20 protein-coding genes and 3 pseudogenes are annotated in these 24,339 nt (G+C 71.8%); 11 read left to right on the forward strand and 12 right to left on the reverse strand.

Annotation, left to right across the window (positions count from 1 at the left end):
- The first annotated feature begins 107 nt into the window (after nucleotides 1-107).
- Both BM536_RS33225 and BM536_RS33230 read left to right on the forward strand, forming a co-directional pair.
- Nucleotides 108-1,340, forward strand: a complete 1,233-nt coding sequence (locus tag BM536_RS33225) for a threonine aldolase family protein (protein ID WP_079274930.1) — start codon at nucleotides 108-110, stop codon at nucleotides 1,338-1,340.
- 59 nt (nucleotides 1,341-1,399) lie between these two features.
- Nucleotides 1,400-2,506, forward strand: coding sequence for a DUF5937 family protein (locus tag BM536_RS33230; RefSeq protein ID WP_073492042.1), 1,107 nt, complete (start codon nucleotides 1,400-1,402; stop codon nucleotides 2,504-2,506).
- A gap of 26 nt (nucleotides 2,507-2,532) precedes the next feature.
- On the opposite strand, the gene BM536_RS33235 is transcribed toward BM536_RS33230, so the two are convergent.
- The 4 genes from BM536_RS33235 to BM536_RS33250 form a co-directional block, all read right to left on the reverse strand.
- Entirely contained in the window at nucleotides 2,533-2,781 is a 249-nt protein-coding gene (locus BM536_RS33235) for a hypothetical protein (RefSeq protein ID WP_245873903.1), read from the reverse strand.
- Between the two features lie 63 nt (nucleotides 2,782-2,844).
- The gene (locus BM536_RS33240) at nucleotides 2,845-3,477 is read right to left on the reverse strand and encodes an AAA family ATPase (RefSeq protein ID WP_073492043.1); all 633 of its coding nucleotides are present in this window, start codon (nucleotides 3,475-3,477) and stop codon (nucleotides 2,845-2,847) included.
- 80 nt (nucleotides 3,478-3,557) lie between these two features.
- Entirely contained in the window at nucleotides 3,558-4,229 is a 672-nt protein-coding gene (locus tag BM536_RS33245) for a response regulator transcription factor (RefSeq protein WP_073492059.1), read from the reverse strand.
- Nucleotides 4,230-4,282: 53 nt separating this feature from the next.
- Nucleotides 4,283-5,488: a sensor histidine kinase gene (locus BM536_RS33250; RefSeq protein ID WP_342748856.1), complete on the reverse strand. Its 1,206-nt coding sequence runs from the start codon at nucleotides 5,486-5,488 to the stop codon at nucleotides 4,283-4,285.
- A 147-nt stretch (nucleotides 5,489-5,635) separates the two neighbouring features.
- Between BM536_RS33250 and BM536_RS33255 the strand changes: the two genes are divergently transcribed.
- Nucleotides 5,636-6,664 carry an SAM-dependent methyltransferase gene (locus BM536_RS33255; protein WP_094103840.1) on the forward strand — a complete coding sequence of 343 codons (1,029 nt, stop codon included), beginning with the start codon at nucleotides 5,636-5,638 and terminating at the stop codon, nucleotides 6,662-6,664.
- A gap of 18 nt (nucleotides 6,665-6,682) precedes the next feature.
- Here BM536_RS33255 and BM536_RS33260 read toward each other — a convergent pair whose 3' ends face one another.
- Nucleotides 6,683-7,834, reverse strand: coding sequence for an NADH-quinone oxidoreductase subunit D (locus tag BM536_RS33260; protein WP_073492045.1), 1,152 nt, complete (start codon nucleotides 7,832-7,834; stop codon nucleotides 6,683-6,685).
- Between the two features lie 31 nt (nucleotides 7,835-7,865).
- Between BM536_RS33260 and BM536_RS33265 the strand changes: the two genes are divergently transcribed.
- Both BM536_RS33265 and BM536_RS33270 read left to right on the forward strand, forming a co-directional pair.
- Nucleotides 7,866-8,372: a PH domain-containing protein gene (locus BM536_RS33265; RefSeq protein ID WP_073492046.1), complete on the forward strand. Its 507-nt coding sequence runs from the start codon at nucleotides 7,866-7,868 to the stop codon at nucleotides 8,370-8,372.
- A complete protein-coding gene (locus BM536_RS33270) occupies nucleotides 8,369-9,703 on the forward strand; it encodes a PH domain-containing protein (protein WP_094103841.1) in 1,335 nt (444 codons plus the stop codon). The genes BM536_RS33265 and BM536_RS33270 overlap by 4 nt, the downstream gene beginning before the upstream one ends.
- Before the next feature lie 102 nt (nucleotides 9,704-9,805).
- Here the strand turns inward: BM536_RS33270 and BM536_RS33275 are convergent, their stop codons facing one another.
- Entirely contained in the window at nucleotides 9,806-11,401 is a 1,596-nt protein-coding gene (locus tag BM536_RS33275) for a hypothetical protein (protein ID WP_094103842.1), read from the reverse strand.
- A 174-nt stretch (nucleotides 11,402-11,575) separates the two neighbouring features.
- Nucleotides 11,576-12,688 carry an alpha/beta hydrolase gene (locus tag BM536_RS33280; protein WP_094103843.1) on the reverse strand — a complete coding sequence of 371 codons (1,113 nt, stop codon included), beginning with the start codon at nucleotides 12,686-12,688 and terminating at the stop codon, nucleotides 11,576-11,578.
- A gap of 230 nt (nucleotides 12,689-12,918) precedes the next feature.
- On the opposite strand from BM536_RS33280, the gene BM536_RS33285 reads away from it, so the two are divergent.
- From BM536_RS33285 to BM536_RS33310, 6 genes and pseudogenes are all read left to right on the forward strand, one after another.
- A complete protein-coding gene (locus BM536_RS33285; RefSeq protein WP_073492048.1) occupies nucleotides 12,919-14,745 on the forward strand; it encodes a phosphatidylglycerol lysyltransferase domain-containing protein in 1,827 nt (608 codons plus the stop codon).
- Between the two features lie 207 nt (nucleotides 14,746-14,952).
- A pseudogene (gene folP, locus BM536_RS33290) lies at nucleotides 14,953-15,929 on the forward strand (dihydropteroate synthase).
- The gene (locus tag BM536_RS33295) at nucleotides 15,926-16,447 is read left to right on the forward strand and encodes a nuclear transport factor 2 family protein (RefSeq protein WP_073492049.1); all 522 of its coding nucleotides are present in this window, start codon (nucleotides 15,926-15,928) and stop codon (nucleotides 16,445-16,447) included. The pseudogene folP and the gene BM536_RS33295 overlap by 4 nt, the downstream one beginning before the upstream one ends.
- Before the next feature lie 285 nt (nucleotides 16,448-16,732).
- Nucleotides 16,733-17,092, forward strand: coding sequence for a dihydroneopterin aldolase (folB, locus tag BM536_RS33300; RefSeq protein WP_073492050.1), 360 nt, complete (start codon nucleotides 16,733-16,735; stop codon nucleotides 17,090-17,092).
- Complete coding sequence (folK, locus tag BM536_RS33305) at nucleotides 17,089-17,700, forward strand: 2-amino-4-hydroxy-6-hydroxymethyldihydropteridine diphosphokinase (protein ID WP_073492051.1); 612 nt, start codon at nucleotides 17,089-17,091, stop codon at nucleotides 17,698-17,700. Before folB ends, folK begins: the two co-directional genes overlap by 4 nt.
- Nucleotides 17,701-17,770: 70 nt before the next feature.
- Nucleotides 17,771-18,255, forward strand: a pseudogene (locus BM536_RS33310) (DUF3180 domain-containing protein).
- 82 nt (nucleotides 18,256-18,337) lie between these two features.
- On the opposite strand, the gene folE reads toward BM536_RS33310, so the two are convergent.
- The 5 genes and pseudogenes from folE to BM536_RS33335 all read right to left on the reverse strand — a co-directional run bounded on the left by folE (nucleotide 18,338) and on the right by BM536_RS33335 (nucleotide 24,287).
- Nucleotides 18,338-18,943, reverse strand: a complete 606-nt coding sequence (gene folE, locus BM536_RS33315; protein WP_073492052.1) for a GTP cyclohydrolase I FolE — start codon at nucleotides 18,941-18,943, stop codon at nucleotides 18,338-18,340.
- Between the two features lie 141 nt (nucleotides 18,944-19,084).
- Complete coding sequence (ftsH, locus tag BM536_RS33320) at nucleotides 19,085-21,124, reverse strand: ATP-dependent zinc metalloprotease FtsH (protein ID WP_073492053.1); 2,040 nt, start codon at nucleotides 21,122-21,124, stop codon at nucleotides 19,085-19,087.
- A 162-nt stretch (nucleotides 21,125-21,286) separates the two neighbouring features.
- Nucleotides 21,287-21,862, reverse strand: coding sequence for a phosphoribosyltransferase (locus tag BM536_RS33325; RefSeq protein WP_158086564.1), 576 nt, complete (start codon nucleotides 21,860-21,862; stop codon nucleotides 21,287-21,289).
- Between the two features lie 57 nt (nucleotides 21,863-21,919).
- Nucleotides 21,920-22,945 carry a tRNA lysidine(34) synthetase TilS gene (gene tilS, locus BM536_RS33330; RefSeq protein ID WP_094103844.1) on the reverse strand — a complete coding sequence of 342 codons (1,026 nt, stop codon included), beginning with the start codon at nucleotides 22,943-22,945 and terminating at the stop codon, nucleotides 21,920-21,922.
- 211 nt (nucleotides 22,946-23,156) lie between these two features.
- Nucleotides 23,157-24,287 (reverse strand): annotated as a pseudogene (locus BM536_RS33335) (zinc-dependent metalloprotease).
- Between the last annotated feature and the right edge of the window lie 52 nt (nucleotides 24,288-24,339).

Below are 24,339 nucleotides of genomic sequence, written 5' to 3' on the forward strand. Positions count from 1 at the left end.
ATCGGTTACCGGGGGCCCCGGTTGTCCACAGGCTGTGGGTAACCGCACTCTTCCTCCGCCGCCGAAATCGGGTGTCCTCGGGCCACGCGCGCGAAATGATCCACGGCATGAGTGATACGGCGGATCGGTCCACGCGGACGTCCGAGCAGGAGCCGTCCGGGCCGGTGTCGGAGGACGAGCGGCGCGGGCGCCGGTGGGAGCGGCGCAGAAGGGCCTCCCGCAGCGCGCGGCGGGTACTGGCGCGCTCCGGCCTCGAGCGGACGATCCGTCAGCGGCTCGCCCTCCTGGATGCCGCCGACGAGGTGTACGACCTGGACGAGTCCGTCGACATGTACGGCGACGGCGTCGTCGCCGCCCTGGAGGCCAAGGTCGCCGGGCTGCTCGGCAAGGAGGCCGCGGCCTTCTTCCCGACGGGCACCATGGCGCAGCAGGTCGCCCTGCGCTGCTGGGCGGGCCGCACCGGCAACCCGGTGGTGGCCCTGCACGCCGAGGCCCACCCGGAGGTGCACGAGCGCGGGGCGTTCAGCCAGGTCAGCGGATTGCGCCCGGTCCGGCTGACCGACGAGCCGCGGCAGCCCACCGCCGAGGAGGTCCGTGACTGCGAGGAGCCCTTCGGGGCGCTGATGCTCGAACTGCCGCTCGTGGGCCCGGGACACCTGCTGCCGTCCTGGGAGGAGCTGACCGATCTCGTCGAGGCGGCGCGCGAGCGGGACGCGGTGGTGCACTTCGACGGCGCGCGCCTGTGGGAGTCCACCGTCCACTTCGACCGCCCGCTCGACGAGATCGCCGCACTGGCGGACAGCGTCTACGTGTCGTTCTACAAGTCCCTCGACGGTTTCGGCGGTGCCGCGCTGGCCGGCCCGAGCACCCTGGTGGAGGAGGCGAAGGCCTGGCGCCACCGCTACGGCGGCACGGTGTTCCAGCAGTTCCCCACCGCCCTGTCGGCGCTGCTGGGCCTGGAGCGCGAACTGCCCCGCCTGCCTTCGTACGTGCGCCACGCGCGCGTGGTGGCCGCCGCACTGGCCGAAGGCTTGGCGGCGGCCGGGCTGCCGTGGTCGCGGGTGCACCCCGAGGTGCCGCACACCAACGAGTTCCAGGTGTGGCTGCCGTACGACGCCGACACGGTCGCCGAGGCGGCGATCCGTACGGCCGAGGAGAGCGGGACCCTGCTCTTCGCGCGCGCCTGGAACGCCCCCGTGCCGGGCCTGGCCGTCACGGAGGTCGACGTCCGCGCCCCCGGCCTGGAGTGGAGCGCAGAGGACGTACGCACGGCGGTCGCCGACTTCGTGGTCCGGCTGAGGGAGGAGGCCGGCCGGGCCGGGGGGCGGACCGGCCCGTAGACGTCAGCCGGCCGTCGGCCGGGGGCGGCGTTGTCAGCGGTGGGGTGCACCATGAGGGCATGAGCGTGCGCATCGACATCGCGGGGCTGCGGCCGGAGGGGGTCGCGATCGTGCCGTCCCCCCTGGCCGAACTCGGCATGGCGCTGCACGCGCTGTCCGAGCCGGGGCACCATCCAGGGCTCCAGGGCTGGGTCACGAGTGTCACCGCGCGCCTCGACCCGCATCTCGCCGACCGGATGTGCGAGGCCGACTTCCTGTGGCGGACGACGTTCTCCGACCTCTTCATGCCGTACGCCGGCATCCCGGGCCGCAGCACGCTCCCGCGCGGGACGCTCGCCGAGGAGCTGGACCTGCTCGACAAACTGACGGACGAGCAGTTCGTGGACGCCGCCCTGGAGTTCACCTGCGTGATCAGCTACGGCTCCCACGAACCGCTGGTCCTCACCGACGAGCGCGTGCGCCGGCGCGCCCTGGAGGTGGCCGCCTCGCGCGGCCCCCAGCAGGTGCGGTTCACCCAGCGGCTGCTCGACGACCCGCCCAGCGTGCGCGCGTGGCTGCGGCGCTTCCTGGAGGACTGCGACGAGGCGTTCTTCGCGGAGGCCTGGTCGCGGCTGAGCCACGGGTTGACGGCGGACGCCCGGCACAAGAGGGAACTGCTGCGGCACCGCGGGCTGTCGGAGGCGCTGACAGCGGTGTCGCCCGCCCTGGCCGTGGACGAGGCGGCCTGCCGGATCGAGGTCGACAAGCTCATCGAGGGCCGGACGGTCACCGCGGGCGGCGGGCTGCTCCTCGTGCCGACCAGTCTCGGCTGGCCGCATCTCAGCGTGCTGCACCGGAGTGGATGGCAGCCCGTGCTGCACTACCCCGTCGGCTCCCCCGAGCCGGCCTCGCCGCCGTCCGTCGAGCAGCTCACCCTGCGGATGACGGCCCTGTCCCACCCGGTCCGCATGCGGATCTGCCGCCAGCTGGCACGCAGCGCGTACACCACGAGCGAACTCGCCCAGGTGCACGGCATGACGGCCCCCGAGATATCCCGGCATCTGGCCGTCCTGAAGAAGGCGGGCCTGATCACCACCCGTCGGCGCGGCCGGTACGTGCTGCACCAGCTCGACGTGACGAGGGTGGCCCGGCTGGGCAGCGACTTCCTGGAGGGGATCCTCAGGTAGCGCGGCCTCCTGCCGGCCGGCGCCCGTCAGCGCGCGGAGCCGCCGGTGCCCGCCCTGCGCCCCGCCGCCCGGTTCCTGGCCCTGCGTCGACGCCGTCGGTCGCCGAGTTCGCCCCCGACGATCGTGAGGACGGCGCCGACGGCGCACACCAGCAGGCTCGGCCGGTGGCCCACGGCCCGGCCCCCGAGCCAGAAGGCGAGCGTGACCGCCGCCCACCACGCGGCATACCCCGCGGTCCTCCGCGCAGACGCGGTCCATCCCGGAATCGGCTTCACGACGTCACCGTAAGCTCTGCGGGCCCCGCGCCCAGGGCCCGGCGACGGCCACCACGGCGGTCCTCAGTCGAACCGGATGTGCTTCAGGCCGACCCGCGCCTGGCGCAGCCGGGTGCGGAGCGATCCCTCGGTGTTCGGCCGCAGCGTCAGCCCGGCCAGGACGGCGATGCGGTCGGCCGTCTTCGGCACGCTCGTGTGGTCCGTCCACAGGTGTTCGGCGAACTCCGGCTCGCGCAGCCGCTCCAGACAGTGGTCGAGCTGCTGGACGGCCCGACTCTCCCTGCGCGGCACCGCCTTTCTCCCTGGGACGAAGCGGAGGAGGCGCCCCAGACCGCGCTCGCGCAGGCGCCTCACCACGGTCTCCCGCTCGGCGAGGAGCGTGAAGTGCCGTACGTCGTGGCCCATTTCGCCCAGCCTGCCGACGGTCTCGGCGAAGTAGCGCGGGTCGGTCACCGTCATGGGGGCGATCACCACGCCGTCGTGCTCGCGGAGCGCCAGGTCGAGGACCTCGACGACCCCCTGCCGCCAGGAGACCAGGTCCTGGAAGTCGCCTCGCAGGTCCGGCGGCAGCATGCGGCGCAGACCGAAGCCGGCGTGTTCGGGGTCGCAGACGACGCTGCCCGGCAGGCGGCGCCGGATCTCGTGTGCGGTCTGTGTCTTGCCGCCCCCGAAGGGACCGTTGATCCACAGGAGCATGCGCCGACCCTAGTGGCCGCCGGGCGCGCGCGGGGCGCGTTCGGCGGTGATCCGTACGTCCGTACGCACCCGGAGGCGGCTCAGCCGAGTCCCCCCGCCCGCACCAGCCCCGTCTCGTACGCGAGGACCACCACCTGCACCCGGTCCCGCAGCCCCAGCTTCGTCAGGATGCGGCCCACGTGGGTCTTGACGGTCGCCTCGGACAGCACCAGCCGGGCCGCGATCTCCCTGTTGGACAGCCCCTGGGCGACCAGGATCATGACCTCGCGCTCCCGGCCGGTGAGCCGCTCCAGCTCCATGTGCTGGGGCTCCTTGCCCGCGCTGGGCAGCATGGGCGCGAACCGGTCGAGGAGGCGGCGGGTGGTGGAGGGCGCGACCACCGCGTCGCCGCTGTGCACGGAGCGGATCGCGGTGAGCAGTTCACCGGGCGGCACGTCCTTCAGCATGAAGCCGGAGGCGCCCGCCTTCAGCCCGGAGAAGGCGTACTCGTCGAGGTCGAAGGTGGTCAGGATCAGCACCTTCGGCGCGTCGGGGGCCGAGCAGATGCGCCGGGTGGCCTCGACCCCGTCCAGTTTCGGCATGCGGACGTCCATCAGCACCACGTCGACCGCGGTGGAACGCACCACCTGGAGGGCCTCGACACCGTCGCCCGCCTCGGCCACGACCTCCATGTCCGGCTGGGCGGCGAGCACCATCCGGAACCCGGTGCGCAGCAGCATCTGGTCGTCGACGAGCATGACGCGGATCGTCATCGAGTCCTCTTCCATGGGTTGTGACAGGTGTCAACAGAGGGCGTGCGTCGGCGTCAATGCGCCGGTTTGAGCGGGAGCAGCGCGCTGATGCGGAATCCTCCGCCGGGACGCGGGCCCGCGTCCAGGGTGCCGCCGACCATGCGACCCGCTCCCGCATGCCGATCAGGCCGTGGCCGCCGCCGTCGGCGCCGCCCTCCTCGTACAGCTCGTGCGGGGGCGCCCTTGCCGTCGTCCTCGACGAGCAGACCGAGACCGTCGTCGAAGTAGACCAGGCGCACGCTGGCGCCCGCGTTCGGCCCCCCGTGCTTGCGCGTGTTGGTGAGCGCCTCCTGAACGATCCGGTACGCCGTCAGCTCGACGCCGCTCGGCAGCGGCCGTGGGGTGCCCTCGACCTTGAAGTCCACGGGCAGGCCGGAACCGCGGCACTGCTGGACGAGGTCCTCGATCTGCTCGACGTCCGGCTGCGGCACGTACTCCCCGCCCTCCTCGTGCTCGCCGGTGCGCAGGACGCCCAGCAGGCGGCGCATCTCGGCGAGAGCCTGACGGCCCGTGGAGGAGATCGTCTCCAGTGCCTTCTTCGCCTGGTCGGGCGCCGCGTCGAGGACGTAGGCGGCGCCGTCTGCCTGCACGACCATCACCGACACGTTGTGCGCGACGACGTCGTGCAGCTCACGCGCGATCCGGGCGCGCTCGGCGGCGACCGCTACCTTCGCCTGCGCCTCGCGCTCCTTCTCCAGGCGCGCCGCGCGCTCCTCCAACTGGGCGAAGTACGCCCGCCGGGTGCGCACGGAGTCGCCGAGCACCCAGGCGAGCACGAACGGCACCGTCTGGAAGACGACTATGGCCACGTTGCCCGCCAGGCTCGTCTGCTCGTTCTGCCAGCGCAGTTGGGCCAGGGTCGCGGCGCACAGGCCCATGCCCAGCGCGAGCCTGGACGCCCAGCGGGCACCCGTCGCGGCGACCGTGTAGACGATCACCAGCAGGGCGAAGTCGGCGGCCGTCGTCGCGACGTCCAGCACGAGCTGGGCGAGGCCGAGCGCGCAGGCCAGCAGCAGCATCCGCTCCGGCATGCGCCGCCGCAGCGCCACCACCAGGCCCAGCAGAAGCGCGATCGGTACGAGCAGCGCCAGGGAGTCGGTTCCCTGGTGGTTCTCGCCGGTAGTGGTTCCGGCGACCACAGAGATCCCGAACAGGACGAGGGCCCAGAAGCCGTCGACCAAGGTCGGGTGTCTGCGGAGGAAGTCGTAGAGGCGCTGCACGTAACCCAGAGTAGGGAAGCGAGATGCGTGCAGGGGTCAACCGGAGGGCCGATCCGGGCCCGGCGCGCGTACTCCGCAAGGTGGAGACCGTGATCACCTGTACGCCTAGTCTGATCCGGTGGTGGAGACGATCCGGAGGTCGAAACGGTGACGGGCGCGGGCGGATGGCGCGGCTGGCGGGCGGCGACCGAGTCCGCCCTGTACGGCCCGGACGGCTTCTACCTGCGCCCCGAGGGTCCGGCCGGACACTTCCGTACGTCCGTGCACGCCTCCCCCCTCTTCGCCGAGGCCGTGGCCCGGCTGCTGTGCCGGGTCGACGAAGCGCTCGGCCGGCCCGCGTCGCTCGACTTCGTCGACATGGCCGCCGGTCGCGGCGAACTGGTCACCGGCGTGCTCGCCGCACTCCCCGCCGACGTGGCCGCCCGCACGCGCGCGTACGGCGTCGAAGTCGCCGCCCGTCCGGCGGGCCTCGCCCCCCGGATCACCTGGCTTCCCGAGCCTCCGACGCAGGTCACCGGCCTGCTGTTCGCCAACGAGTGGCTCGACAACGTGCCGGTGGAGGTCGCCGAGGTCGACTCGGCGGGCGTGCCCCGGCTGGTCCTCGTCCGGGACGACGGGGTCGAGCGGCTCGGCGAGCCGGTGTCCGGGGCGGAGGCGGAGTGGCTCGCGCGGTGGTGGCCGCTGCCGGGCGAGGAGGGGTTGCGGGCCGAGATCGGACTGCCCAGAGACCGTGCCTGGGCCGGCGCCGTCTCCCGCGTCGCACGAGGGCTGGCGGTGGCCGTGGACTACGCGCACACGGTGCGGGCGCGCCCTCCGTTCGGCACGCTCACCGGCTTCCGGGAGGGCCGCGAGACCTCACCGGTCCCGGACGGCACGTGCGACATCACGGCACATGTGGCACTCGATGCGTGTGCGGAGGCGTGCACCCCGGCGCGTACGCCCCAGCGCCCGCTCCTCCTCCGGCAACGCGCCGCCCTGCGCGCCCTGGGCCTCGCGGGCGCCCGCCCCCCGCTCACCCTCGCCGCCACGGACCCCGCCGCCTACGTGCGTGCCCTGGCGGGCGCCGGCGAGGCGGCGGAACTCACCGCTCGGGGCGGGCTCGGCGACTTCGGATGGCTTCTCCACCCGGTGGGCATCGCGCACCCACTCGCCCCGGACGCCGCGGCGGCCGAGTGACCCGCTCACCCACGCGACCTACTTGTCGATGTCCCCGACGACGAAGAACAACGACCCCAGGATCGCCACCATGTCCGCGACCAGCGTGCCCGGCAGCAGCTCGGTGAGCGCCTGGATGTTGTTGTACGAGGCCGAGCGCAGCTTCAGCCGGTACGGCGTCTTCTCACCCTTGCTGACGAGGTAGTACCCGTTGATGCCGAGGGGGTTCTCGGTCCACGCGTACGTGTGCCCCTCGGGCGCCTTGAGGACCTTCGGGAGCCGCTGGTTGATCGGGCCGGGCGGCAGGTCCGCGAGGCGGTCCAGACAGGCGTCCGCGAGGTCCAGCGCGTTGTGCGTCTGCTCCAGGAGGCACTCGAAGCGGGCGAGACAGTCGCCCTCGGTCCGGCCCACCACCTTCAGGGTGTCCCGCAACTCGCCGTACGCGAGGTAGGGCTCGTCGCGGCGCAGGTCGAAGTCGACACCTGAGGCACGTGCGATCGGCCCGCTCACGCCGTAGGCGTGCACGGCCGCCGGCGTGAGGGTGCCCACGCCGCGCGTGCGGCCCCGGAAGATCTCGTTGCCGAGCACGAGGTCGTCGAAGACGTCCATGCGCGAACGCACGGCGGCGACCGCGCCACGCGCGCGGGACGCCCAGCCGGCCGGCAGGTCCTCCTTGAGGCCGCCGACGCGGTTGAACATGTAGTGCATGCGCCCGCCGGAGACCTCCTCCATGACGTTCTGGAGCACCTCGCGCTCGCGGAAGGCGTAGAAGACCGGCGTGATCCCGCCGAGTTCCAACGGATACGACCCCAGGAACATCAGGTGGTTGAGCACCCGGTTCAGCTCCGCGAGGAGCGTGCGCGTCCACACCGCGCGCGGGGGCACCTCCATGCCGAGCATCCGCTCCACGGCGAGGACCACGCCCAGCTCGTTGGAGAAGGCCGACAGCCAGTCGTGGCGGTTGGCCAGCATGATGATCTGGCGGTAGTCACGGGCCTCGAACAGCTTCTCCGCGCCGCGGTGCATATAGCCGATCACCGGCTCCGCCTGCCGGATGCGCTCGCCGTCCAGCACCAGCCTGAGCCGCAGCACGCCGTGCGTGGAGGGGTGCTGGGGGCCGATGTTGAGCACCATGTCGGTGCTCTCCGCGGCGCCGCCGATGCCGACCGTGGTCTCCGTCGTGGGAGTCATGGACCCAGTCTCTCCTACGTACGCTGGCGGTATGGAAACGGGGAGCGCGGCAGACACGGGGACGACGCCGGAGCCGGAGCCGCGGTGGACCGGGCTGCCGCGGGGGCTGCTGCGCATGCGGCGGCTGTTGCTGGTGGTGTGGCTGGGGCTGGCCGCCGTGGCCGTCGGAGTGCTGCTCGGCCTGTTCGCCGGGCCCGCGTGGGCCGCGTTCGCGCTGCTGCCCCTGGCGGGCATCGTCTGGGGCTGGGTCGGGCTCGGCCGCAACTGGCTCTCCTGGCGGTACGCCGAGCGCGCGGACGACCTGCTGATCAGCCGGGGCGTGCTGTGGCGCGAGGAGACGGTCGTCCCGTACGGGCGCATGCAGCTCGTGGAGGTGACCTCCGGCCCCGTGGAGCGCCACTTCGGGCTGGCCAGCGTGCAGCTGCACACCGCGGCCGCGGCGACCGACGCGACGATCCCCGGTCTGGACCCGGCCGAGGCGGAACGGCTGCGGGACAGGCTGACCGCGCTGGGCGAGGCCCGATCGGCGGGGCTGTGACGACGCCGGGCCTCGACGAGGGCGTACGGCCGAAGCGGGTCGTCGTGGAGCGGCGGCTGCATCCCGTGACGCCGTTCAGGCGGGCGTGGGCACCCGTCGCCGTGGTCGTCGGATGGGCGGCGCACGATCCGAACCAGGCGCAGGAGCAGCTGACCCGGCTGACCACGACGACCCTGCTGATCGTGTTCGCGGTGGTCGTGCCGGCGGCCTCCCTCTACGGGTTCCTGTCCTGGTGGTTCACGCACTTCTCGGTGACGGACAGCGAACTGCGCATCCGCACCGGCCTGTTGTTCCGGCGCACCGCGCACATCCGGCTCGAGCGCCTCCAGGCGGTCGACCTCACCCAACCGCTGCTCGCGCGGCTCGCGGGCGTCGCGAAGCTGCGCCTCGACGTCGTCGGCGCCGACAAGAAGGACGAACTGGCCTTCCTCGGCGCGTCGGAGGCGCGTGCCCTACGCGCGGAACTGCTCGCGCGCGCGGCGGGCTTCGCGCCAGAGACGGCACACGAGGTGGGCGAGGCACCCGCGCGCGAACTGCTGCGGGTGCCCGCGCGCGAACTGGCGATCGCCCTGATGCTGACCGGCGCCACCTGGGGCGCGCTCGCCGCCGCGCTCGTCGTGCCCCCGGTCCTCTGGCTCGCCACCCACAGCGTGTGGACGGTCCTCGCCACCGGTCTGCCGCTGCTGGGCGCGGCGGGCGCGAGCAGTGCGGGACGCTTCGTCGGCGAGTACGACTGGACGGTCGGCGAGTCGCCGGACGGGCTCCGGATCGACCACGGCCTGCTCGACCGTACGCACGAGACGGTGCCGCCCGGCCGCGTGCAGACCGTCCGCATCGTCGAACCGCTGCTGTGGCGGCGGCGCGGGTGGGTGCGGGTCGAGCTGGACGTGGCCGGGTCGGCCAACTCCGTGCTGGTGCCGGTCGCCCCGCGCGCGGCGGCCGAAGCCGTCATCGCGCGCGTACTGCCCGGCGCCGAGGTGCCCGCGACGGCCACCCTGTCTCGGCCGCCGCGCCGGGCCGGGCGGTGCCTCCCGCTGTGGTGGCGGGGCTACGGCATCGCCGTCACCGGCGCGGTGTTCGTCGCCCGGCACGGGCTGCTGCGCCGCAGCGTGGCGCTCGTGCCGCACGCGAAGGTGCAGAGCGTGCGCCTGTCCCAAGGGCCCTGGAAGCGGCTGTGGCGCCTCGCCGACGTCCATGTGGACACGGGGGCCGACAAGACGGTGACGGCGCGTCTGCGGGACGCGCGGGAGGCGGCCGAGTTGCTGCGCGGTCAGGCGGAACGGTCCCGCACCGGGCGCCGCGACGCGGGGCCCGACCAGTGGATGGCGTGACCGCCGGACACACCGCGCCCGCCGCGCCGCAGGGGCGTGGCGGGCCGCAGGGGCGTGGCGGGCCGCAGGGGCGTGGCGGGCCGCGGTATACCGGCGGGCCGCTCAGGAGGCCGCGCTGCGCAGTCCCTGGACGTCGATGTGCTCTGTCTCGTCGTGCGCGGTCAGGTCGATGACCTGACCGACGGCGCGCGTCTGCTCGTGGGCCGGCTCGAACTCCGCCTCGGTCTGGGCCTTGTGGAGCGCGAGCGCCTCCTCGCCGACGACGTCGGCGAGGTCCTCGTTCTGCACGGCCTCCAGCGCGGCGGACGCCGACGCCTTCTCCGCCCCGAAGAAGTCGAAACCGCCCTCGGTCGTGGGGCGCCGCACCGGCTGTGTGGCCGGTACGACGGCGACGGCGGTCGGGACCGCGAAGTGGCCGGAGGGCCGCTGAACGGGGGTGACGGAGGGCGCGGCGGCGGTCTTGGCGGGGGTCTCGCCGGCGGTCTCGGTGGCGGTGGCCGCCACCGGCGCTTCCAGGGTCTCGACCGCTTCGGCCTCCTCCGCTGCTTCGGTCTCCTCCGCTGCTTCGGCCTCTTCGGCTGCTTCGGCCTCTTCGGCTGCTTCAACCTCTTCGGCGGACGGGATGTCCTCGGACTTCGTCCGGGCGGTGGGCTCCTCCGGGGCGGCCTTCTCGTCAGGAGTGCCGTTCGCCTCGGCGGTCAGGTGGGGGGCGGTCGCACGCGCGTGCTCGTCGACCGCCTCGGGCTTCCCCTTGACCTCGTCCTCCCGCGCGGCCTCCGCGTCGGCGCCGGACTCGGCGGGGGCGGCGGCCCGGACGGGCTCGGCCTCGGCGGGCTCGTCGTCCGTGACCGTGCTCTGCGCAGGCTTCGGGCCGTCGGTGTCGAGGCGGGCCAGCGCGGCCTGTGCCCGCAGGAACAGCTTGGAGCCGGAGGGCGAGAAGACCTCGGGAGCCTCCCGCTCGTCCTCGTCCTCGTCCCCGACGGTGCCGGAAGTCTCGGCCGAATCGGAAGCCTCGGCGGTGTCGGAAGCCTGTGCCGAATCGGAAGGCTCGGCCGAGTCGGAAAGCTCGGCGGAGTCGGTGGTTCCGGTCTCGGGTGCCCCGGCCGCCTCCGTACCCTCCGGTGCTTCCACGGCCTCCGTGGCGTCACCCTCGGCCGGTTCGCCGGTCTCGGCGGCGGCCTCGCGCGACTCCGCCGCGTCGTCCTCCGCGGCCCGTGCGGGCGGCAGCGCCAACGACGGGACCGCGCTCTCTATCTCGAGCAGACGACGGCCCTCCAGGGCGCTCGCCCGCTCGGTCTCCGCCGTCGCGTAACGGCGCAGCAGGGACGCGTGTTCGTTCCGCAGCCCGGCCAGTTCGGCGCGCTTGGCCCGCAGCCGCTGCTCCAGCTTCACGCGCAGCTCGCGCGACTCCTCCAGGTCGCTCTCCAGTTCGGCGACCCGCTCCTCGTAACGCCACTCGTCGCCCGCACGCGCGCGCGTGAGGTCGGCCACCTGTTTGCCGGCCTGGATGTCCCAGCGGCGCATGACGAACGCGCTCCCGACCGCCGTCGCCGCGGCGGCCGCGGCCAGGCCTCGGAGCAACGATGGCTCCGTGAAGACCCAGGGGCCGAGCGCGCAGACGAGGGAGACGCCTGCGATCGCCGAGGGAGGCAGCAGCCGGTGCAAAGGTGGGGAATGGCGGTGACGTCCACGTGGCATGGCCAGAAACTTACCGCGCGTAGGCGAATGTTGGCGCCCCGCCCCGTAAAAACACCGCCATACCGAAGCACTCACACGGCATCAGGAAACATACCGGTCGTCGAATTCACCGGGATTCAAGATCATTTCTGGTCGCCACGGTCGCCTCGGCCGTCCACCGACGTCACCGGCGGCTCACCGGCCGCTCAACCGCCCGCTGATCCACTCCAGAGTCGGCGGGATCTCCCGCCGCCAGGTGTTGAAGTTGTGCCCGCCGCTTTCCAGGACGATCGACGAGATCCTTGTCCTGTCGGTCGCCTTCACCAGTTCAATGAACTTCAACGTGTCCTTGTAGTTGGATTCTCCAACCTTGCTGCTGGTGACGAGCAACGAGGTGTCGGGCGCGGGACGGTGCTTCAGGAACCAGCGCAGATCGGCCTCGTTGCGCAGCGTCTCGTCGCCGTGGAACAGGTCACCGGTCGTCGGGTCGGTCGGCGCCTTGTAGTACGCCGACAGGCCGGCGCCCGCCCCGTAGACCTCGGGGTGGTGCATCGCCAGCTTCAGCGCGCAGTAGCCGCCCGTGGAGTCCCCGATGACACCCCAGCTGCCGGGCGCCCTGTTCACCCTGTAGTGGGCCGCCACGGCGGCCGGCAGGTCCTTGGCGAAGAAGGACTCCGTCTGCGGCCCGCCCGGGATGTCCACGCACTCCGTGTCCCGCGGCGGCGCCACCGTCGGCCGCATCATCACCAGGATCATCGGCCGCATGCGGCCGTCCTCGGCGAGCCCGCGCGCGGTGCGCGGGTAGTCCAGCTTGTCCACGAGGGCCTCAGCGGTGCCGGGGTAGCCCGTGAGGACGACGGCCGCCGGGAACGTACGCGCGCGATCGTGCGGGTCGAAGTACTCCGGCGGCAAATACACGAAGGCGGGCGAGGCGATGCCCGACGTACGGCCGTTGACGGCGACCTTCTGGATCTGCCCGCCGAACTCCGGCCGCCCGCCGCCACCCTCCACGCGCCGGGTGTCGACCACCCGCAACGGTCCGCCGCCCGCGTGGTCGACGACGACGCCCTGTTCGGTCTCCTGGCCGAACAGGTCCGCCCAGCTGGCGTAGAACCCGAAAGCCTGGTTCGCGGCGAGCCCCACGGACGCGAAGACGGCCAGCTGGGTGGCCAGCAACAGAGCGACGCGCGCGCTGACGGTCCGCCAGCCGCGTCCGGCCAGCCGCGGCCAGTGCCACACCGTGCCGACGAACAGCAGCACGGCGGACAGGACTGCCAGCAACAGGACTGTTCTGCTCGTGAGACCCATCGGTGTTCCTGCCTGCGCTCTCCGTCCGGGTTCCCGTGGCCCCCGCTCCCCGCGAGGGCTCGCCCGGACTTTCCCTTGCCTTTTCGGCGGCTTTGAAAGGGACGAGTGAACCTCTCCCCCCGAGACACCGTCCTAGAGGGCGCAATGTCGCCGGATGCCCGAATCGGCACCGGATTTCAGAGTCTCTCGCGGAACTACGGGATGCGATGTCTGTCAGGGAAGATGGGGAAATGTCGATCGGGGTTCCGAATCGATCAAGCCGGGTGCGGCAGCTGATCAGGGGGCCGCGCCCCGAGGCCGTGCCCGCCCTCGTCGGCCGGGCCTGCGCTCTCGTGGGTCTGCTGGACGTCGCCGCCGGGGTCTTCCCCCGGTTCCGCCACAGCCGCATGCACACCATGGCCGAGGTGCTGCCCGGCGCGCTCGGCCCGTTCGCGGCGGCGCTGTCGCTGAGCGCCGGCGTCCTGCTGCTCCTCCTCGCGCACGGCCTCAAGCGCAGCAAGCGGCGCGCCTGGCGCGCGGCCGTGGCCCTGCTCCCGGCGGGTGCCGTCGCGCAGTTCACCTACCGGCACTCACTCGTCGGCGCGCTGATCTCGATCGCGCTCCTGGTGCCCCTGCTGCGCCACCGCGACCAGTTCGCGGCGCTGCCCGACCCCCGCAGCCGTTGGCGCGCACTGGCCAACTTCGTCCTCATGGGCGCCGGTTCCCTCGGACTGGGCCTGGTCATCGTCAGCGCCCATCCGCGGCGCATGGTCGGCGACCCCAGCCTGGCCGACCGCATCTCCCACGTCCTGTACGGCCTCTTCGGCTTCGAGGGCCCGGTCGACTACCAGGGCAACACGTCCTGGACGGTCGCCTTTTCCCTGGGCGCCCTGGGCCTGCTCACCGCCATCACCACCGTCTACCTCGCCTTCCGCCCGGAGCACCCGGCCGCGCGCCTCACCGAGGAGGACGAGGTCCGGCTGCGCGCCCTGCTGGCCAAGCACGGCCGCCGGGACTCGCTCGGCCACTTCGCGCTCCGCCGCGACAAGGCCGTGGTCTTCTCCCCCAGCGGCAAGGCGGCCGTGACCTACCGCGTGGTCTCCGGCGTGATGCTCGCCAGCGGCGACCCCATCGGTGACGTCGAGGCCTGGCCCGGCGCGATCGAGCGCTTCATGGACGAGGCCAAGGCCCACTCCTGGACGCCCGCCGTCATGGGCTGCTCCGAGACCGGCGGTGAGGTGTGGACCCGCGAGACCGGACTGGACGCCCTGGAACTGGGCGACGAGGCGGTGGTGGACGTCGCGGATTTCTCGCTGGCCGGCCGCGCGATGCGCAACGTGCGCCAGATGGTCAAGCGCATCGAACGCGCCGGTTACGAGACCCGGGTCCGACGTGTCGGTGACATCGGCGAAGGCGAACTGGACCGCATCCGGCTCGCCGCGGAGGACTGGCGCGGCACCGACACCGAGCGCGGCTTCTCCATGGCACTCGGCCGCATCGGCGACCCCACCGACGGCGACTGCCTGATCGCCACCGCCCACAAGGCCGACGCCGAACCGGGTCCCTACGGCGACCTCAAGGCGATCCTGCACTTCGTGCCGTGGGGCCCCGACGGCGCCTCCCTGGACCTGATGCGACGCGACCGCTCGGCCGACCCCGGCATGAACGAACTCCTCATCGCCGCCTCCCTCCAGGCCGCCCCCAGGTTCGGCATCGCGCGCGTGTCGCTCAACTTCGCCATGTTCCGCTCGGCACTGGCCCGCGGCGAGAAGATCGGCGCCGGCCCCGTGCTGCGCGCCTGGCGCGGACTGCTGGTGTTCCTCTCGCGTTGGTTCCAGATCGAGTCGCTGTACAAGTTCAACGCCAAGTTCCAGCCCCGCTGGGAGCCCCGCTTCGTCGTCTACCGGGCCTCCGGGGACCTTCCCCGCATCGGCTTCGCCGCCATGCAGGCCGAGGGCTTCGTCAACCTCGCCCTGCCCCTGCCGCGCGTCCTGCGCCGCCGTACGTCCGCGGCACGCGCGTGTGCCCACTCGGTGGCCGAACGCACGATGGCCGACAGAGACGTACGGGCGGCGTAGCCGGGACGGCCGGTGGAACGGCACGGACCCGAGCGGCACGGACCCGAGCGGTACAGACGCGAGCGGTACGGGCACGAGCGGTACGGGCACGAGCGGACCGCCACCGCGGCGCGACCGGGTCCGGGCGACAGCCTCGCCCCCTCAGCCCCGGGGCTTCCGCCCGGCCCACCCGGCATGGCGGTACCCCGCTGGGCCTACGCTGAACGTATGAGCAAGCAGAGCGGACGAGGGCGCGTCGCCGGCCTTCCGGACTGGGACCGGTGCGCGGTCATGGGGGTCGTCAACGTGACCCCCGACTCCTTCTCCGACGGCGGCCGCTGGTTCGACACGACGGCCGCGTCAAGCACGGACTCGCGCTGGTCACCGAGGGGGCCGACCTGGTCGACGTCGGCGGCGAGTCCACCCGGCCCGGCGCCACCCGTGTCGACGAGGCCGAGGAACTCCGGCGGGTCATCCCCGTCGTCCGCGGCCTCGCCTCCGAAGGCGTCGTCGTCTCCGTCGACACCATGCGCGCCTCCGTCGCCGCCCAGGCCCTCGCCGCGGGCGCGGCCCTCGTCAACGACGTCAGCGGCGGCCTGGCCGACCCGGAGATGATCCCGGTCGTCGCCGACGCCGGCGCCCCCTTCGTCGTCATGCACTGGCGCGGCTTCCTCGAGGGCGGCAACGTCCAGGGCGTCTACGGCGATGTCGTCCGCGAGGTCGTCGACGAACTGCACGCGCGCGTGGACGCCGTCCTGGCGGGCGGCATCGCCCCCGACCGGCTGGTCGTCGACCCGGGGCTCGGCTTCTCCAAGGAGGCCGGCCACGATCTCTCCCTGCTCGCCCACCTCGACCGGCTGCACGGTCTGGGTCACCCCCTGCTCGTCGCCGCCTCCCGCAAGCGGTTCCTCGGCCGGGTGCTGGCGGGGCCGCAGGGCGCGCCCCCGCCCGCGCGCGAGCGCGACGCCGCCACGGCCGCCGTCTCCGCCCTCGCGGCGCAGGCCGGCGCGTGGGCGGTGCGTGTCCACGAGGTGCGCGCGACAGCGGACGCGGTGCGCGTCGCGCGCGCCGTGGAAGGAGCGCGCACGGACGGTCACACGCCGGGCGCGGGCACGGCAGTCGGGGCGCACAACCCGCCCGACGCGCCGGCCCCTCACGACACGCGCCCCTCGGACACCCCGCATGGCCCAGAAGGAGCCCGGTGAGCGACCCCCACACCGATGTCGAGCAGGTCGAGGCCGCCAACACCGCCTTCTACGAGGCACTCGAACAGGGTGACTTCGACGTGGTGTCCTCCCTCTGGCTCACCCCCTCCGACCTGGGCGTCGACGAGGAGTACCACGACCCGGCGGACGTGGGCGTCGTCTCCTGCGTGCACCCGGGATGGCCGGTGCTCACCGGGCGCGGCGAGGTGCTGCGGTCGTACGCGCTGATCATGGCGAACACCGACTACATCCAGTTCTTCCTCACCGATGTGCATGTGTCCGTCACCGGCGACACGGCCCTGGTGACCTGCACCGAGAACATCCTCAGCGGCGGCCCCGCACCGGAGGACGGCGAGGAACTGGGGCCCCTCGTGGGCCAGCTCGTGGTCGCCACGAACGTGTTCCGCCGCACGCCCGACGGCTGGAAGCTCTGGTCGCACCATGCCTCCCCGGTCATGGCGGAGAACGCCGACAACGCCGACAACGGCGAGGACCCCGACGAGGAAACGCCGTCCTGAGCGGGTAGGCCCCTAGAAGGGCCGGGCAGGCGACCGAGAAGGGCCGGGCAGGCGATCGGGGGCAGGACGTGGTGGGAGTCACGCACGCTGGTAGGGGTGACCACCAAATCGTGAGCCACCGGGTCCCCCCGGGGGAAACTCACGGTGAATCCTGTCGGCTCCGACGCGGCCGGTGCCCCCGCGGCCCGGCTGTGTCAGCGCTCGCAGGTAGATTCGTTCGAGGCCGGTGTGCCGCCCGCACGCGGTACGGACCGGCCGTCCCCGACGATTGCAGGAGTGATTCGCGTGGATCGTGTCGCGCTGCGCGGCCTCAAGGCCCGTGGGTACCACGGTGTCTTCCCCAGGGAGCGCGAGGAGGGCCAGACCTTCATCGTGGACGTCGTCCTGGGCCTGGACACCCGTCCGGCGGCGGCCGACGACGACCTGGCGAAGACCGTGCACTACGGCATCGTGGCGGAGGAGGTCGTGGCCGTCGTCCAGGGCGAGCCGGTCGACCTCGTCGAGACGCTCGCCGAGCGCATCGCCCAGGCCTGTCTGAAGCACGAAGCGGTCCAGGAGGTCGAGGTCTGCGTCCACAAACCCGACGCACCGATCACGGTCCCCTTCGACGACGTGACCGTCACCATCACCCGGAGCCGAGTATGACCAGGCCGTTCACCCCGGGCCACACCGACCCGACCGTGCAGCCCGTGCCCGCCTCCGTGGTCGAGAGGGTCGACGCCGCCGACGCCACGCTGCACAACCCGAAGCGGGCCGTGATCTCCCTCGGCTCGAACCTCGGGAACCGGCTGGAGACCCTCCAGGGCGCCATCGACGCCCTGGAGGACACACCGGGCGTGCGCGTCAAGGCCGTCTCCCCGGTGTACGAGACCGAGCCGTGGGGCGTGGAGCCGGGCAGCCAGCCGTCGTACTTCAACGCGGTCGTCGTCCTGAAGACGACGCTGCCCCCGTCGTCCCTGCTGGAGCGGGCGCACGCGGTCGAGGAGGCGTTCCACCGCGTCCGGGACGAGCGCTGGGGCGCGCGCACCCTGGACGTCGACATCGTGGCGTACGCCGATGTCCTCTCCGACGATCCGTCCCTGACCCTGCCCCACCCGCGCGCGCACGAACGCGCCTTCGTCCTCGCCCCGTGGCACGACGTGGAGCCCGGCGCCCAGGTGCCCGGCCGTGGCGCGGTCGCCGAGTTGCTCCAGGTGGTGTCGCGCGACGGCGTCACCGCCCGCGAGGACCTGGAACTCCGGCTGCCCGAGTAGTCGTTAGGGTCAGGAGGACGATCGTCCACGGCCACGGGCCGTGGACCCCGGGGGAATGCGAAGGGACACCGTGAGAGAGCTGCGCATCAGGATGCTGGCCGGCGTCTTCGTCGTCGCGGGGATTCTGTCGTGGGCGGGCGCCGCCTCTGGAACTCCGTCGGGACCCTGCCCAGCGTCCCGCTGGCCGCCCCCATCGTCCTCGCCGTGATCGCCGCGGTGCTGCTGGCCACGGCGCTGTCGATCCGCGCCCGTCTCAAGGCGCAGCGCGAGCGCCGGCCCGAGGCCAAGGGCGTCGATCCACTGATGGCGGCCCGTGCGGTCGTCTTCGGCCAGGCCAGCGCGCTCGTCGCCGCCCTCGTCTCCGGGATGTACGGCGGTGTGGGCGCCTTCCTGCTGGAGTCCCTCGACATCCCGGCCCGCCGCGACCAGGCCATCTACGCCGGGTTCTCGGTCCTGACCGGCTTCGGTGTCATAGCGGCGGCCATCTTCCTGGAGCACGTCTGCAAGCTCCCCGAGGACGACGACGACACCTCGGGAGCGGCCTCGGCGGCGTAGCACCGCCGCCGACCGCCTCAGCCCGCCTCAGCGGCCCGTCGTGAGGGATCTCAGCCACCTCAGCGGCCCGCCGTGAGAAGTCTCAGCGGGCCATGATGAGGCTCATCGCCTCGTTGCGCGTCGCCGCGTCCCGCAGCTGTCCGCGCACCGCCGAGGTGATGGTCTTGGCACCGGGCTTGCGGATGCCCCGCATGGACATGCACATGTGCTCGCACTCCACGACGACGATGACTCCCCGTGGCTCCAGGATCTCCATCAGGGAGTCCGCGATCTGCGTGGTGAGACGTTCCTGCACCTGGGGACGGCGGGCGTAGACGTCCACCAGCCGGGCCAGCTTGGACAGCCCGGTGATCTTTCCGCTGGTGGCCGGGATGTAACCGACGTGGGCGACACCGCGGAACGGCACCAGATGGTGCTCACAGGTGCTGTAGACCTCGATGTCCTTCACGAGCACCATCTCGTCGTGCCCGATGTCGAACGTCGTCGTCAGCACGTCCTCGGGCTGCTGCCACAGCCCCGCGAATATCTCCCGGTACGCCCGCGCCACGCGAGCGGGCGTCTCCCGCAGCCCCTCCCGGTCCGGGTTCTCGCCGACCGCCATCAGCAGTTCACGTACGGCGTTCTCGGCCCGCTTCTCGTCGAACTCGCCGACGAGGCCCTCGCCGTCCAGCGTCACGGGGTCGGTCATTCTGTGCCTCGTTCCTGTGCGGGTCGCGTGTGGATCACGCGTGATTGTGCGGCCACAACCGAAATGCCGCGCCCCCCAGGCTAGAACCTGGGGGGCGCGGCATCCATTCCGGGCCTGGTGGGGCCACCGGAAGCCGGATTGTCAGCTCTCCGGACGTTCCTCGGGGACCGGGTCGGCCACCGCGGCGGGGTCCACCGCGGAGGACTTCGCCGTGCTGATCGCGGGCGTCGCGCCGTTGGCCCCGTTGGTCAGTGCCAGCTCCCGGGGGGAGAGCACCGGCGGACGGGTGGACGGCGTACGCCGCGAGGAGCCGGTCCACGCGGGCCGGGCCGGGCGCTTGACGATGGCGGAGAAGATCTCGGCGATCTCCTCCTTGTTCAGCGTCTCCTTCTCCAGCAGCCGGAGCACCAGGTTGTCGAGCACGTCGCGGTTCTCGACCAGGATCTCCCAGGCCTCGTTGTGCGCGTTCTCGATGAGCTTCTTGACCTCTTCGTCGACCAGCGCGGCGACCTCTTCCGAGTAGTCGCGCTGGTGGGCCATCTCACGGCCGAGGAAGGGCTCGGTGTTGTCGCCGCCGAACTTGATGGCGCCGAGACGCTCGGTCATGCCGTACTGGGTGACCATCGCGCGGGCCGTGGCAGTGGCCTTCTCGATGTCGTTCGCGGCGCCCGTGGTCGGGTCGTGGAAGACCAGTTCCTCGGCCGCGCGACCGCCCAGCATGTAGGCGAGCTGGTCGAGCATCTCGTTGCGGGTGGTCGAGTACTTGTCCTCTTCCGGGAGCACCATCGTGTAACCGAGCGCCCGGCCGCGGGACAGGATCGTGATCTTGTGGACCGGGTCGGAATTGGGGGAAGCCGCCGCGACCAGGGCGTGGCCGCCCTCGTGGTACGCGGTGATCTTCTTCTCCTTGTCCGACATGATCCGGGTCCGCTTCTGCGGGCCCGCGACCACGCGGTCGATCGCCTCGTCCAGCATGTGGTTGTCGATCAGCTTCAGATCCGAGCGGGCCGTGAGAAGCGCGGCCTCGTTCAGGACGTTGGAGAGATCGGCACCCGTGAAGCCGGGGGTGCGGCGGGCGACGGCGGACAGATCGACGTCGGGCGCGACCGGCTTGCCCTTCTGGTGAACCTTGAGGATCTCCAGACGGCCCTGCATGTCCGGACGGTCGACCGCGATCTGGCGGTCGAAACGGCCGGGACGCAGCAGTGCCGGGTCGAGGATGTCGGGCCGGTTCGTGGCGGCGATGAGGATCACGCCGCCCTTCACGTCGAAGCCGTCCATCTCGACGAGCAGCTGGTTCAGCGTCTGCTCGCGCTCGTCGTGACCACCGCCGAGGCCGGCGCCGCGATGGCGGCCGACCGCGTCGATCTCGTCGACGAAGACGATCGCCGGGGCGTTCGCCTTGGCCTGCTCGAAGAGGTCACGCACTCGGGAGGCACCGACACCGACGAACATCTCGACGAAGTCGGAACCGGAGATCGAGTAGAAGGGGACGCCCGCCTCGCCGGCGACGGCGCGTGCGAGCAGGGTCTTGCCGGTGCCGGGAGGCCCGTACAGGAGCACACCCTTGGGAATCTTGGCGCCGACGGCCTGGAACTTCGCCGGTTCCTGGAGGAACTCCTTGATCTCGTGGAGCTCCTCGACGGCCTCGTCCGAGCCGGCGACGTCCGCGAACGTCGTCTTCGGGGTGTCCTTGGTGATGAGCTTCGCCTTGGACTTGCCGAAGTTCATGACCCTGGAGCCGCCACCCTGCATCTGATTCATCAGGAACAGGAAGACGACGACGATGAGGACGAAGGGGAGCAGGGACAGCAGAATCCCGACGAAAGCGTTCTGCTTCGTCGGCGAGACCGTGTAACCGTCCGGAATCTGCTTGTCCTGGAATTTGGTCTGCAGCGTGTTGGCGATGGTCACGCCTTGATCGCCGATGTAGCTCGCCTGGATCTTCGAGCTGCCCTTGACCTTTGTGCCGTCCTTGAGCGTGACCTTGATGGTCTGCTCGTCACCGGTGGTGAGCTTGGCCGACTCGACCTTGTTGTCGTTGATCGCTGCAACGACCTGGCCTGTGTCCACCGTCTTGTAGCCGCCGGACGAGCCGACGACCTGCATCAACACGACCACGGCAAGGACGGCCAGCACGATCCACATGACCGGCCCACGGAAGTATCGCTTCACGTCCATCCATACGGAGCGGTGCCGCCCCGTCCCTCCTGCCATAGTGAGTTTGATAAGACAGTTCTTCTGACGGTACCCCAGCATTGTCGCGCGAAGCCGCACGGGGAAGGCTGACGAACCCGTCTGCATGCTCCAACGGCGCGGAACCCGCTGGGGTTCCCGATCGTCCTACACAGGACGCTCCAGTGGCTCAGCCGCCGTACACGTGAGGCGCGAGCGTACCGACGAACGGGAGGTTCCGGTACTTCTCGGCGTAGTCGAGGCCGTAGCCCACGACGAACTCGTTGGGGATGTCGAAGCCGACCCACTCCACGTCGATCGCGACCTTGGCCGCCTCCGGCTTGCGCAGCAGCGTGCACACCTTGAGCGATGCGGGCTCGCGCGAGCGAGGTTGGACAGCAGCCAGGACAGGGTCAGTCCGGAGTCGATGATGTCCTCGACGATCAGGACGTGCTTGCCCTTGATGTCGGTGTCGAGGTCCTTGAGGATCCGCACCACGCCGGAGGACTGGGTGCCCGCGCCGTACGAGGACACGGCCATCCAGTCCATGGTGACGGGGGTGGACAGTGCCCGCGCCAGGTCGGCCATGACCATCACCGCGCCCTTGAGGACGCCGACGATGAGCAGGTCCTTGCCCGCGTACTCCGCGTCGATCTTCGCAGCCAGCTCCGCCAGCTTGACGTCGATCTCTTCCTTGGTGATGAGCACCGTCTTGAGGTCGGCACCCATGTCTTTCGCGTCCACCCGCATCACTTTCGGTCGTCCCACCGGCCGCCGCCCCTCCGATTGGAGGGTCGGGATTCAGCCTTGCCGAATCACCAGTCTGCCACCCTGGCGCTGGGCGACGACTTTGCCCGGGAGGTTGATGGCTCCCTGGCCGCGCCAGCCGGTGATCAGCCGGTCGATCTCCTCGATGTGCCGGGCGAAGAGCGAACCGGCCGGTGCGCCCGCCTCGATGGCCGCGCGACGCAGGATGCGGCGGCGCACGGCGGGCGGCAGGGCGTAGAGCTTGGCGCACTCCAGCAGGCCGGTGTTGTCCCGTACGGCGGCCTCGGCCTGGCCGGCCCAGGCGTCGAGGGCGTCGGCGTCGTCGCGGGAGAGCTGGGCCGTGCGGGCGAGGGCCTCGACGACGCCCTTGCCGAGGGCCTTCTCCAGGGCGGGCAGACCTTCGTGGCGCAGCCGGGAGCGGGTGTAGGCCGGATCGGTGTTGTGCGGGTCGTCCCAGACGGGGAGGGACTGGGCCATACAGGCCTTGCGGGCGGTCTGCCGGTCGAGCTGGAGGAAGGGCCGGCGGTAACGGCCGCCGGCCCCCGAGACCGCGGCCATTCCGGACAGGGAGCGGATGCCCGAGCCGCGGGCGAGGCCGAGGAGGACGGTCTCGGCCTGGTCGTCGCGGGTGTGGCCGAGGAGGATCGCGGCGGCGCCGTGGCGGTCGGCGGCGTCGTCGAGAGCGCCGTAGCGGGCGTCGCGGGCGGCGGCCTCGGGGCCGCCCTCGCGGCCGACCGTGACCGCTGTGGCCAGCACCGGGTCCAGGCCGAGTTCCCGCAGGCGCAGAACGACCTCGTCGGCGCGCAGGTCGGAGCCGGGCTGGAGGCCGTGGTCGACGGTGACGCCCCCGGCGCGGATGCCGAGCTTGGGGGCTTCGAAGGCGAGGGCGGAGGCGAGCGCCATGGAGTCGGCGCCTCCGGAGCAGGCCACGAGCACGAGCGGCGAGGGCGGGCGCTCGTGAGAGGTGGCGTCAGTCGTGCTGTGGTGGTCGGTGAGGATGTCGTGGAGGACGCGGCGGACCGCCAGGCGTATCGCCGCGACCGCAGGATGGGGACCCATGTCCGGTTCCCTTCATGAAATTTTCGGGGGCTGAACCCGAGATCGGTCACGCAGAGTGTGTAGATGGTGACAGAACCGGGCCGTTCCCCGAGCATTGCACGCCTGATGGGGACTCACGGTCCCTCGGACGGGTGATTGAAGGGGCGTTCCCCTGCCGTCGGCCGATTTCGATTCACGACGGACCACGACAACTCACCACCGGCTCACCGGTTCACGACTCGGTCTTGCGGTGCACCCGCGCGACCCAGTCAGCCGGTTTGGCGATCTCGGCCTTGGTGGGCAGCGTGTTCGGCGAGGTCCACACACGGTTGAAGCCGTCCATGCCGACCTCGTCGACGACGGACCGCACGAACCGCTCACCGTCCTTGTACTGCTTGAGCTTGGCATCCAGGCCGAGCAGCTTGCGCAGGGCCGAGTCCAGTCGCGAGGCACCCTTGGCCCGGCGCTGCTGGAACTTCTCGCGGATCTCGGCGACGGTCGGCACGACCTCCGGGCCCACTCCGTCCATCACGAAGTCGGCGTGGCCCTCCAGGAGGGACATCACCGCGGTGAGCCGGGCGAGGATCTCCCGCTGGGAGGGGCTCTGGACCAACTCGACCAGGGAACGGCCGCCGTCGTCCTCCTCGCCCTCGGGGCGTCCGCCCGCGAGGGACTGGGCCGCTTCCCGGATCCGCTCCAGGAACGTCATGGGGTCGACGTCCGTCTCGGCCAGGAACGACTGGATCTCACCCTCCAGGTGATCGCGGAGCCACGGCACCGCGGAGAACTGCGTGCGGTGCGTCTCCTCGTGCAGGCACACCCAGAGGCGGAAGTCGTGGGGGTCCACGTCGAGTTCGCGTTCGACGTGCACGATGTTCGGTGCCACGAGGAGCAGCCGGCCGCCGCCGTTGGCACCCGCGGGCAGCTCGCGGGTGGCGGGGGCGAACGTCTCGTACTGGCCGAGGACGCGGGAGGACAGGAACGACAGCAGCATGCCGAGTTCCACGCCGGTGACCTTGCCGCCGAGGGCGCCGAGGACCGCGCCGCCCGCGCCACCGCCGCGGCGTTCCTCCATCTTGCCGAGGAGGGGCTTGAGGATCTCCCGGAAGCCGGCCACGTTCGCCCGGATCCAGCCGGGGCGGTCGACGACCAGGACGGGGGTGTCGTGGATGTCCTCGGTGCCCATGCGAGTGAAGCCCCCGGACGTGTCCTTCCGAGACCTTGGCGTGCCGGCGCAGCTCCGCGACGACGGCCCGGGCCTCGTCGCGGCTCACCTCTGGGCCCGGCCGTACGAGCCGGGTCGCGGTCGCGACGCGAGATTCCAGTCGACCATCCCGGAAGAGGCACCACCGATGCTCGTCATGCGTCAACCGTACGTGAGGGGTGCCGTTGCGGGCAGGGCGTGGGGCGGGAGT

It is taken from the genome of Streptomyces phaeoluteigriseus, from assembly GCF_001896135.2.
Classification (GTDB): Bacteria; Actinomycetota; Actinomycetes; order Streptomycetales; family Streptomycetaceae; genus Streptomyces; species Streptomyces phaeoluteigriseus.

Excerpts from the sequence above, each read along its gene's own strand:
- BM536_RS33245 (WP_073492059.1), bottom strand. The coding sequence starts at position 4,229 with ATGACGATCCGCGTCATGCTCGTCGACGACCAGATGCTGCTGCGCACC.
- BM536_RS33230 (WP_073492042.1), top strand. The coding sequence starts at position 1,400 with ATGAGCGTGCGCATCGACATCGCGGGGCTGCGGCCGGAGGGGGTCGCG.
- BM536_RS33280 (WP_094103843.1), bottom strand. The coding sequence starts at position 12,688 with ATGGGTCTCACGAGCAGAACAGTCCTGTTGCTGGCAGTCCTGTCCGCC.
- folE (WP_073492052.1), bottom strand. The coding sequence starts at position 18,943 with ATGACCGACCCCGTGACGCTGGACGGCGAGGGCCTCGTCGGCGAGTTC.
- BM536_RS33265 (WP_073492046.1), top strand. The coding sequence starts at position 7,866 with ATGGAAACGGGGAGCGCGGCAGACACGGGGACGACGCCGGAGCCGGAG.
- tilS (WP_094103844.1), bottom strand. The coding sequence starts at position 22,945 with ATGGGTCCCCATCCTGCGGTCGCGGCGATACGCCTGGCGGTCCGCCGC.
- BM536_RS33260 (WP_073492045.1), bottom strand. The coding sequence starts at position 7,834 with ATGACTCCCACGACGGAGACCACGGTCGGCATCGGCGGCGCCGCGGAG.
- BM536_RS33240 (WP_073492043.1), bottom strand. The coding sequence starts at position 3,477 with ATGCTCCTGTGGATCAACGGTCCCTTCGGGGGCGGCAAGACACAGACC.
- BM536_RS33225 (WP_079274930.1), top strand. The coding sequence starts at position 108 with ATGAGTGATACGGCGGATCGGTCCACGCGGACGTCCGAGCAGGAGCCG.
- BM536_RS33285 (WP_073492048.1), top strand. The coding sequence starts at position 12,919 with ATGTCGATCGGGGTTCCGAATCGATCAAGCCGGGTGCGGCAGCTGATC.
- folK (WP_073492051.1), top strand. The coding sequence starts at position 17,089 with ATGACCAGGCCGTTCACCCCGGGCCACACCGACCCGACCGTGCAGCCC.
- ftsH (WP_073492053.1), bottom strand. The coding sequence starts at position 21,124 with ATGGACGTGAAGCGATACTTCCGTGGGCCGGTCATGTGGATCGTGCTG.
- BM536_RS33275 (WP_094103842.1), bottom strand. The coding sequence starts at position 11,401 with ATGCCACGTGGACGTCACCGCCATTCCCCACCTTTGCACCGGCTGCTG.